We start from the raw sequence: 10,150 nt of genomic DNA on the forward strand, positions 1-10,150 counted from the left end.
GATCTGCGCGTGGCATGGCGATGGTATCAGCGCAGCGCCCGCCCTTTCACAATCGCATCCTTGCCAAAACGTTTCCTGATTTCGTCGCTGGCGCGTTCGGCCCGTGCGCGTTTGACGGCATCCGGATCCAGAAGGTCCGGCGACAGGTCGGCTTCGGTGGCGGGGACCAGATCGGAGAGACCGATACCAATCAGGCGAAACGGGCCATGTTCCAAAGCCGGAACCAGAAGTTCCCGACCGGTGCGAAACATCCGGTCTGCTATATTGGTCGCTTCGTGTAACGTGACGCGGCGGGTCAGGCTGGCGTGATTGGCACGTTTGAGCTTGAGTGTGACAACACGGCCCGCGATGTCTTTGGCCTTGCAGCGGTCGGAGACCTTTTGCGCAAGTCGCCACAAATGCCCTTCGAGCAGATCAAGAGCCGCGATGTCCTCGGGAAATGTGGTTTCGTTGGAGATGGATTTGACCGGACGATGCGCAGAGATGCGGCGTTTGTCCTCGCCGCGTGCCAGATGCCACAGGCGGTCCCCCATCGCGCCGAACCTGCGATGCAGGTCGTCTTTTTCCCAGCGTCTGAGATCGGTAAATGTCCGGATGCCGGCCTTTTCAAGCGCGGTTTTCGTGGCCTGCCCGACGCCCCAAATGAGGCTGACGGGTTGCTCGGCGAGAAAGTCCAGCGTTTCGGCCTGCCCGATCACGGAAAACCCGCGCGGCTTGTCGAGGTCGGAGGCGATCTTGGCCAGAAACTTGTTGTGGGACAGGCCGATGGATCCTGTGAGTTGCAACTCGTCGCGCATCCGTTTCACCAGTCGCGCCAGCATGACAGCGGGCGGGTGACCGTGGAGTTTCGTCGTGCCTCTCAAATCCATGAAGGCCTCGTCGAGGGACAGCGGCTCCACATCCGGCGTCAACTCGTTCATCATGTCCCGAATTTCGCGCGAGGCGGCCACATAGGCCTCCATCCTCGGTTTAACGACCACGGCCTCGGGACACAGGGCCAGCGCCTTGAACATCGGCATGGCGGAGCGCACCCCTTTGATCCGTGCGATGTAACAGGCGGTGGTGACAACCCCGCGTTTGCCGCCGCCCACAATCACCGGTTTGTCACGCAACTCCGGATTGTCGCGCTTTTCGACAGAGGCATAAAAGGCGTCGCAATCCATATGCGCGATCGCAAGCGTGAACAGTTCGGGATGCGACAGCACACGGGGCCGCCCGCAGGACGGGCAGCGCATGCCGCTCTCGAATGTGGTCAGGCAATCACGGCACAGGCAGGGCATAACGGGACAGGCATGTTTTGCTTTCTTGATGAGGATTCATCATATACCCATTCGAGGAAAGGGGCCATGGGCCCGTGATATCAGTTGGGGGAAGTCTTCTCATGTATTCCATTGATCCGTTCCAGTTTCTGACCGGCGGCAATATCGTTACGCTGGCTTTGGCCGCATTTGTCATCCTTCTTGTGCTCAAAGGGGTGCGGATCGTCCCACAATCCGAGAAATATGTGGTCGAGCGGTTTGGCCGGCTGCGCACGGTTCTGGGGCCGGGGATCAACTTCATCGTGCCGCTGATCGATATTGTGGCGCATAAGATTTCCATTCTTGAGCGCCAGCTGCCGAACGCGATGCAGGATGCGATCACCTCGGACAACGTGTTGGTCAAGGTGGAGACCTCCGTTTTCTATCGCATCATCGAACCTGAAAAGACGGTTTACCGCATCCGCGATGTTGATGCTGCGATTGCGACCACAGTTGCGGGGATCGTGCGGGCGGAGATCGGCAAGATGGAACTTGATGAGGTCCAGTCGAACCGTGACCAACTGATTTCGACCATCAAACTGGCCGTTGAAGATGCGGTGGACAATTGGGGGATCGAGGTGACGCGCGCCGAGGTGCTTGACGTCAACCTTGATGAAGCCACCCGTGCCGCAATGCTTCAGCAATTGAATGCCGAACGCGCCCGTCGTGCCGCAGTCACCGAAGCGGAAGGTGAGAAACGCTCCGTGGAACTGAACGCCGATGCCCAGCTTTACGCTGCCGAGCAATCCGCGAAAGCCCGCCGCGTTCTGGCCGAGGCCGAGGCCTATGCGACCGCCGTTGTGGCCGAGGCGATCACCGAACACGGCATTGAATCCGCGCAATATCAGGTGGCTTTGAAACAGGTCGAGGCGCTGACCGCGCTGGGGGCCGGAGAAGGCAAACAAACGGTTGTCGTGCCAGCGGCGGCTCTAGAGGCCTTTGGCAATGCGTTCAAACTGTTCGGCGGTAAGTCCTGATGGAGACTGCGACCATGGAGCATATCTCGCTTTTGCAACAATGGTGGGTCTGGGCTGTGGCGGCCATCGCGCTGATGGGGCTTGAGGTCATGGCACCCGGCTTCATCTTTTTGGGCTTTGGTGTCGGGGCCGGAATCGTGGCGCTGTTGTTGGCGTTAGGATTGTTCGGCGGCAATGTCGCCGTGGTGCTTCTGGTCGTTGCCGTGCTGTCGATGCTGGCCTGGTTTGCGATGCGACAGGCGTTCGGTGTGCGCAAAGGACAGGTGAAGATCTGGGACAAGGACATCAATGACGATGTCTGAACGCTTCGCCCCTTTTGACGGGGCGAAGGTTGCGATCTTGCGGGGCGGGGATGTGTTGACGCTGTTGCGTGACGACCGCCCCGACATACCCTATCCCGCACAATGGGATTTGCCGGGAGGCGGGCGCGAGGGCGATGAGACGCCATTCGAGACGCTTTCGCGGGAAGTGTTTGAAGAGCTGTCCCTGACCCTCGATCCGGCCCAAGTCATCTATCATGCAGAAGAGCGCGGCCATGTCGATCCTGAGACGGTGGTGCACTTTTTCGTTCTGCGTTGGGATGACCTGTCAGATGCGCAGATCAAGCTGGGCGATGAGGGGCAGGGTTGGGCATGGATGGAGGCGCGTGCGTTTATCATGCGCGAGGATGCGGTGAGCCCTCTGCGCGGACGGCTGACCCGAGCGCTAGATGCGCTCGGGCTTTGACATCAGGCCGAAGCAATTTCTTTTTGAATGGCAAGAGCCGCCGCGCGCGGGTCGTCGGCCTTCCAGATCGGACGCCCGACCACAATGTGATCGACACCGTCCTGAATGGCTTTCGCAGGTGTTGCGACACGTTTCTGATCTCCGAGGTCCGCACCGGCGGGGCGCACGCCGGGGGTGACGATCAACTTGCCTTCCGCTTCGGGTAGCGCACGGATCAGGGCTGCTTCTTGCGGGGAGGCGATGACGCCATCGGCACCGGCGCGCAAGGCGTTTCCGGCACGCTCTTGCACAAGATCACGAATGTCGCCGTCCTTGATCAGGGCGCTATCCAGATCGGCACGGTCCAGAGAGGTGAGGATCGTCACCGCAAGGATTTTGGTTTGCGAGCCGGATGCACCCTCTTTTGCGGCTTTGACCACATAGGGATCGCCGTGGACGGTCAGGAAATCCATGTCATATTGCGCTACACCGCGCACCGCATTTTCCACAGTCGCGCCGATGTCGAAGAATTTCATATCAAGGAAAATCTTTTTCCCCTGCTCCTGCTTGAGCTCGTTGGCTAGCGCAAAACCGCCGCCTGTGAGCATTCCCAGACCGATTTTATAGAAAGAAACGGCGTCTCCGATCTGATTGGCCAGTTCCAATCCCTGCACCACATTGGGCACATCAAGGGCAACGATAAGGCGGTCATCACTTTGGGTCGTGGCGGTCATTGGGCGTCCTTTCTCTGAGTTGCCACTGCATGCGCGTAAAGCATTGATTGGGTCAAGGGGGTGAGATCGCAGGATCGTGCCTGTGTGCATTTGCCACGCAGAAAGTTTGTTCTAATTTTGCAACAGTTGCTCTTGTGGGCGCAGGGGACAATCCCCATCTAGGGGGAGAGGCCCCATCCTAAGGGCGTGCCGCGAAGCGGGCGTCGAGTATCACTGGGGCGCTTGGAAAAAGGAGAGACGGTATGGACATGGAGAAGTTCACCGAACGGTCGCGCGGGTTCCTTCAAGCTGCGCAGACAATCGCGATGCGGGAGAGCCATCAGGCTCTGAAGCCCGAGCATCTATTGAAGGCTTTGCTTGATGACGAAGAGGGCTTTGCAGCCAACCTGATTTCGAATGCAGGTGGGGATGCGAAAGTTGTCATGGCCACCAACGAGGCGGCTGTGAACAAGATCCCAAAAGTGTCGGGCGATAGTGGCCAGACCTATCTGGATCAGCAGACCGCCAAGGTTCTGGATGAGGCCGAAAAACTTGCCAAGAAGGCAGGTGACAGTTTCGTGCCCGTCGAGCGGGTTCTGACCGCGCTGGCGATCACCAAATCTGCCGCGAAAGACGCGCTGGATGCAGGTGGTGTGACGGCGCAGAAACTCAATGCCGCGATCAACGAGATTCGCAAAGGGCGCACCGCCGACAGTGCTTCCGCCGAAGACGGCTATGAGGCTTTGAAGAAATACGCGCGCGACCTCACCGAGGCCGCCGAAGAGGGTAAAATCGACCCGATCATCGGACGCGACGAAGAAATCCGCCGCTCGATGCAGGTGTTGTCCCGTCGGACCAAGAACAACCCTGTTCTCATCGGGGAGCCGGGCGTGGGTAAAACCGCGATTGCCGAAGGGCTTGCCCTGCGGATCGTCAATGGCGATGTGCCTGAAAGTCTGCGCAACAAGAAATTGTTGGCGCTCGATATGGGTTCGCTTATTGCGGGGGCGAAATATCGTGGTGAATTCGAGGAACGTCTGAAATCCATCCTGAAAGAGATCGAGGCCGCCGCAGGCGAAGTCATTCTCTTTATCGACGAGATGCACACGCTTGTGGGCGCGGGTAAAACGGACGGGGCTATGGATGCCGCGAACCTGATCAAACCGGCGCTGGCGCGTGGGGAGTTGCACTGTATCGGTGCGACGACATTGGACGAGTATCGCAAATATGTCGAAAAAGACGCGGCTCTGGCCCGCCGGTTCCAACCGGTGATGGTTGAGGAGCCGACCGTCGAGGACACGGTGTCCATCCTGCGCGGGATCAAAGAGAAATACGAACTCCACCACGGGGTGCGGATTTCCGACTCGGCGCTGGTGGCGGCTGCGACCCTTTCGCATCGTTACATCACGGACCGGTTCCTGCCGGACAAAGCCATCGACCTTGTGGACGAGGCGGCCTCGCGTCTGCGCATGGAAGTGGACAGCAAGCCCGAAGAGCTTGACCAGCTTGACCGGCAGATCCTACAGCTTCAGATCGAGGCCGAGGCTCTGAAGAAAGAGGATGACGACGCATCGAAGCGCCGGCTTGAAAAGCTCGAACAGGAGCTGGCCGACCTTATGGACCAGTCCGCTTCGATGACTGCGAAATGGGAAGCCGAACGCCAGAAACTCGAAGGCGCGCGCAATCTCAAGGAGCAGTTGGATCAGGCACGGGCGTCGCTCGAAATCGCCAAACGCGAAGGCAATCTGGCCAAGGCCGGGGAGTTGAGCTACGGCGTGATCCCGCAGCTTGAAAAGCAACTGGCCGAGGCCGAAGCCGCAGAAGCGGGTCTGGACGGGGAATTGATGGTCGAAGAGGCCGTGCGTCCCGAACAGATCGCCGAGGTGGTGGAACGCTGGACCGGTATTCCGACGTCGAAAATGCTTGAAGGCGAGCGGGACAAACTCCTGCGGATGGAAGAGGGTCTGCACAAGCGGGTGATTGGTCAGGAAACGGCTGTTCATGCGGTCGCCAACGCGGTGCGCCGTGCGCGTGCTGGCCTGAACGACGAAAGCCGTCCGCTCGGGTCGTTCCTGTTCCTCGGGCCGACGGGTGTCGGGAAAACCGAGCTGACCAAGGCCGTGGCCGAGTTCCTGTTCGACGATGACGATGCGATGGTTCGTATCGATATGTCGGAGTTCATGGAGAAACACGCGGTTGCCCGTCTGATCGGTGCGCCTCCGGGCTATGTCGGTTATGACGAAGGTGGTGTGTTGACCGAAGCTGTGCGGCGTCGGCCTTATCAGGTCGTGCTGTTCGACGAGGTCGAAAAAGCACACCCCGATGTGTTCAACGTGTTGTTGCAGGTCTTGGATGACGGTGTGCTGACCGACGGTCAGGGCCGCACGGTGGACTTCAAGCAGACGCTGATTGTTCTGACGTCGAACCTCGGTGCGCAGGCGTTGAGCCAGTTGCCAGAAGGCGCGGATGCCAGCGATGCGAAGCGCGATGTGATGGACGCGGTGCGGGCGCATTTCCGTCCCGAGTTCCTTAACCGTCTTGACGAGACGATCATCTTTGACCGGCTTGGACGCGAAGACATGGGCGGCATTGTCGAAATCCAGCTTGCGCGGCTCGAAAAACGTCTGGCGAAACGCAATATTGCGTTGTCGATCGACGAAGGGGCCAAGGAATGGCTGGCGAACGAAGGCTATGATCCGGTCTTCGGGGCGCGTCCTCTGAAACGTGTTATCCAACGCGCGTTGCAGGATCCGCTGGCCGAACTGCTTTTGGCTGGCGAGGTCGCCGATGGCGATACGATCCCTGTGTCTGCCGGAACGGATGGTCTGATTCTGGGCGAGCGTGTGGGCGCATCGAACCGGCCAAAGCCGGATGATGCGGTTGTTCACTAAGGCGGAAAGCCCGCAATCAATCAAGACAGCAAGGCGGCCCTTCGGGGCCGCTTTTTGTATGCATATGAATACCGAATTTTAGCGCTAACAACCCAACCTTTACAGTTGTCTTCTGCCGCCTTTCTGTCAGGTTCAGGCCAAAGTGACGTGTAAGGAAAGAAATAACCATGACCTTCTGGCATTGGGCAATGATGGCGCTTCAGATGTTGGCGCTGATCTTCGTGGTGGCTATCGGCGTGATTGTCCTCGCCGCGATTGCGTTTTATGTGTTGGACAAACGTCAGACACGGGACGCGATCCTGCGCAACTATCCGGTGATCGGGCATTTTCGGCATTGGTTCTCGACGTTGGGGGAGTTCTTCCGCCAGTATTTCTTTGCGATGGACCGCGAAGAAATGCCGTTCAACCGCGCGCAACGGGACTGGATTTATCGGGCGTCTGACGGCAAGGGCAACACGGTCGCCTTCGGCTCGACGCGCTCCCTGACGATTCCGGGCACGCCGATCTTCATGAATGCGGCCTTTCCCCCGCTCGACGACCAGTTCGCGGTGACGGAACCCATGACCATCGGGCCGCATTGTCGCGTGCCTTATAATGCACATTCGATTTTCAACATTTCCGGCATGTCTTTCGGGGCCATTTCCAAACCTGCGGTTCTGGCGCTGTCAAAAGGCGCGAAAGAGGCGGGGATCTGGCTCAACACCGGTGAGGGTGGTTTGTCGCCCTTCCACCTCGAAGGGGGTGCTGATCTGGTGTATCAGATCGGGACGGCGAAATACGGCATCCGTGACGACGCGGGCAATCTGGATGATGACAAGCTGCGTGCGATGGCTGCCCATGAGCAGGTCAAGATGTTCGAGATCAAGCTGTCTCAGGGTGCGAAGCCCGGCAAGGGGGGCATCCTGCCCGCCGCCAAGATCACACCCGAGATCGCGCAAATCCGTGGCCTGAAGCCCGGCGAAGACGGGATTTCACCCAACCGCCACCGCGAAGTGGATGATTTCGGTGATCTTCTCGACTTCATCAATCACATCCGCGATGTGACCGGCAAACCCGTTGGTTTCAAATTCGTGGTCGGATCCTCGCGACCTTGGGAGGAGTTCTTTGCTCTGATCAAGGAACGCGGCGATGAATATGCACCGGACTTTATCACCATTGACGGCGGCGAAGGCGGAACGGGTGCCGCCCCCATGCCGCTTATTGATCTCGTGGGCATGCCGATCAAGGAGGCTCTCATCCGCATTGTCGATCTGCGCGACAAATACGGGTTGCATGACCGTATCCGCATTGTGGCCGCGGGCAAGCTGGTGAACCCCGCCGATGTTGCTTGGGCAATCTGTGCGGGGGCGGATTTTGTCTGTTCCGCGCGCGGCTTCATGTTCTCGCTCGGCTGTATTCAGGCGCTCAAGTGTAACAAGAACACCTGCCCGACAGGCATCACCACTCATGACCCGCATTTGCAGGGCGGACTTGTGGTGGAGGACAAATACAAAAAAGTGGCCGCCTATGCGAAAGCGACGATCAAGGAGCTTGAGATGATCGCGCATTCGGTCGGCGTGCTTGAGCCACGCCAGATGCGCAGGCGGCATGTGCGGATTGTGCAGGCGGACGGAACATCCGTGCCGCTGGACCGGATCGTGCCAAGCCATCATCACGAAAGTTACAATACCCCAACGCAGTTGTGAGATGAGTTTGGTTTGAGACGGAGGCGGGCTGGGATACGGTTTGTGAAACGCATCGGGAGGGATCCATGACCCAGAAATACAGCCTGCCTTATTCTCACGTCACGCCGGAACCGGCCTATCTCAACCGCCGTGCCGTGATGGCCGGTATCGCGGGGGCCGGATTGGTTGCGGCCTCCGGTGCTCGCGCTCAGGAAGTGCCGGAGTTCGAGATACAGGGCTTTGACACGACAGAGACGCCGAACAGCTTTGAAGAGATCACGAGCTACAACAATTTCTACGAGTTCGGCACCGGCAAGGATGACCCCGCCCGTCATGCCCATGCTCTGACAACCGACCCGTGGTCCGTCGAGATCGACGGTTTGGTGGAGCGTCCCGGCTCTTATGGCTTGGGCGATATTCTGGCGAAGGTCGATATCGACGAACGCATCTACCGCTTCCGCTGTGTTGAGGCGTGGTCGATGGTCATTCCGTGGAACGGGTTCGAGCTGAACCAGTTGCTGAACATGGCCGGCATCCAGCCATCGGCAAAATATGTGCGCTTTGAAACACTCTATCGTCCGGAGGAAATGCCGGGGCAAAACCGTCCCATTCTGGACTGGCCCTATGTCGAGGGGCTGCGGCTCGATGAGGCGATGCATCCGCTCACCCTCATGGCGACGGGGCTTTATGGCAAAGAGCTTCCCAATCAGAACGGTGCGCCTTTGCGTCTGGTTGTGCCGTGGAAATACGGGTTCAAGTCGATCAAGTCGATTGTGAAGATCACCCTGCAGGAAGAGCAGCCCGTCAACACATGGAAGGCGATCAACCATCGTGAGTATGGCTTCTATTCCAATGTGAATCCGGACGTCAGTCACCCGCGTTGGTCACAGGCCACAGAACGGCGGATCGGCGGCGGGGTTTTTGCGTCCCGTGTCGCGACGCTGAAATTCAACGGCTACGAGGAGCAGGTTGCCGATCTCTATCGCGGCATGGATCTGTCGAAAAACTACTGATGATAGATCGCATCAACCGTTTCATGCGTCAGGTCCCAACCTGGCCTCTCTATGTCGCTGCCGTGATTCCGCCGGCGTGGTTTTTCTATGCCGGCGTGACGGGCCAACTCGGCGTCGATCCGGTTAAGGCTATGGAGCACAAGATCGGCCTGCTTGGTCTTCAGGTGCTGATCGCGTCCCTTTGTGTGACTCCCCTGCGGCGCTATGCGGGGCTGAATATGTTAAAGTTCCGGCGCGCACTCGGCCTGATCGGGTTCTTCTATATCTTTTTGCATCTTCTGGTCTGGGTTGTTCTGGATGTGCAGATTTTCTCCCAGATCATCGCCGACATATATAAGCGCCCGTATATCACCATTGGCATGGGGGCCTTTGTCCTCATGATTCCGCTGGCGGCCACATCCTATAATGCCGCGATCCGCAAACTCGGTCGCAACTGGCGCAAGCTTCATAAACTTGTCTATCCAGCGCTGCTGTTGGGGGGAGTCCATTTCGTCATGCTGCGGAAGGGGTGGCAGATCGAGCCTCTTCTGTATCTTGCCGCTGTTGTTGCCCTTCTCCTGCTTCGCGTGCCGGTCCGCCAAAAGATCACGCGCTGGATATCTCGCGAATCTGTCTGAGTCAAAAATCAGGGCGAGTCGTCTCTGACATGGAGATGATTCACGGGTGATTCAGATAAAACCAAGGGGTGGTTTTGCGAATGTTGCGTGAAGGCCTGTGGGTAAGTCCCGAGAATTACTTACAGGCAATAAAGAGCGTAGGTGACCGAGGTGTTGTTGTTATGCTCTGCATAAAAATATGACAAAATATATCATTTAAAAACATGATGTTAGTGGGTATTTTGAAGGGTAATGCACAAAACTTTCAAAAACCGCTTGCAGGATTTGATGAG

Annotated in this window: 9 protein-coding genes; 7 read left to right on the forward strand and 2 right to left on the reverse strand. The window is 58.1% G+C overall.

Annotated elements, in window-relative coordinates:
- Positions 1-26 precede the first annotated feature (26 nt).
- Positions 27-1,280, reverse strand: a complete 1,254-nt coding sequence (locus KO492_RS09120; RefSeq protein WP_216044671.1) for a DNA polymerase IV — start codon at positions 1,278-1,280, stop codon at positions 27-29.
- A gap of 110 nt (positions 1,281-1,390) precedes the next feature.
- On the opposite strand from KO492_RS09120, the gene KO492_RS09125 reads away from it, so the two are divergent.
- From KO492_RS09125 to KO492_RS09135, 3 genes are read left to right on the forward strand one after another with little or no spacing between them, the layout of a single operon-like run.
- Positions 1,391-2,275, forward strand: a complete 885-nt coding sequence (locus KO492_RS09125; RefSeq protein WP_066608529.1) for an SPFH domain-containing protein — start codon at positions 1,391-1,393, stop codon at positions 2,273-2,275.
- Positions 2,275-2,577, forward strand: coding sequence for an NfeD family protein (locus KO492_RS09130; RefSeq protein WP_252735465.1), 303 nt, complete (start codon positions 2,275-2,277; stop codon positions 2,575-2,577). The genes KO492_RS09125 and KO492_RS09130 overlap by 1 nt, the downstream gene beginning before the upstream one ends.
- Complete coding sequence (locus KO492_RS09135) at positions 2,570-3,001, forward strand: NUDIX domain-containing protein (protein WP_216044672.1); 432 nt, start codon at positions 2,570-2,572, stop codon at positions 2,999-3,001. Before KO492_RS09130 ends, KO492_RS09135 begins: the two co-directional genes overlap by 8 nt.
- A gap of 2 nt (positions 3,002-3,003) precedes the next feature.
- Here the strand turns inward: KO492_RS09135 and pyrF are convergent, their stop codons facing one another.
- Positions 3,004-3,714, reverse strand: coding sequence for an orotidine-5'-phosphate decarboxylase (gene pyrF, locus KO492_RS09140; protein WP_216044673.1), 711 nt, complete (start codon positions 3,712-3,714; stop codon positions 3,004-3,006).
- Positions 3,715-3,956: 242 nt separating this feature from the next.
- On the opposite strand from pyrF, the gene clpB reads away from it, so the two are divergent.
- The 4 genes from clpB to msrQ all read left to right on the forward strand — a co-directional run bounded on the left by clpB (position 3,957) and on the right by msrQ (position 9,878).
- Positions 3,957-6,584 carry an ATP-dependent chaperone ClpB gene (gene clpB, locus KO492_RS09145; protein ID WP_216044674.1) on the forward strand — a complete coding sequence of 876 codons (2,628 nt, stop codon included), beginning with the start codon at positions 3,957-3,959 and terminating at the stop codon, positions 6,582-6,584.
- Positions 6,585-6,751: 167 nt separating this feature from the next.
- Positions 6,752-8,269, forward strand: a complete 1,518-nt coding sequence (locus KO492_RS09150; protein WP_252735466.1) for an FMN-binding glutamate synthase family protein — start codon at positions 6,752-6,754, stop codon at positions 8,267-8,269.
- 65 nt (positions 8,270-8,334) lie between these two features.
- On the forward strand, positions 8,335-9,261 hold the full coding sequence (gene msrP, locus KO492_RS09155) for a protein-methionine-sulfoxide reductase catalytic subunit MsrP (RefSeq protein ID WP_216044675.1): 927 nt from the start codon (positions 8,335-8,337) through the stop codon (positions 9,259-9,261).
- Entirely contained in the window at positions 9,261-9,878 is a 618-nt protein-coding gene (gene msrQ, locus KO492_RS09160; protein ID WP_216044676.1) for a protein-methionine-sulfoxide reductase heme-binding subunit MsrQ, read from the forward strand. The genes msrP and msrQ overlap by 1 nt, the downstream gene beginning before the upstream one ends.
- Positions 9,879-10,150 lie beyond the last annotated feature (272 nt).

Origin of the sequence: Celeribacter halophilus (assembly GCF_018860305.1) — a bacterium.
GTDB lineage: Bacteria > Pseudomonadota > Alphaproteobacteria > Rhodobacterales > Rhodobacteraceae > Celeribacter > Celeribacter halophilus_A.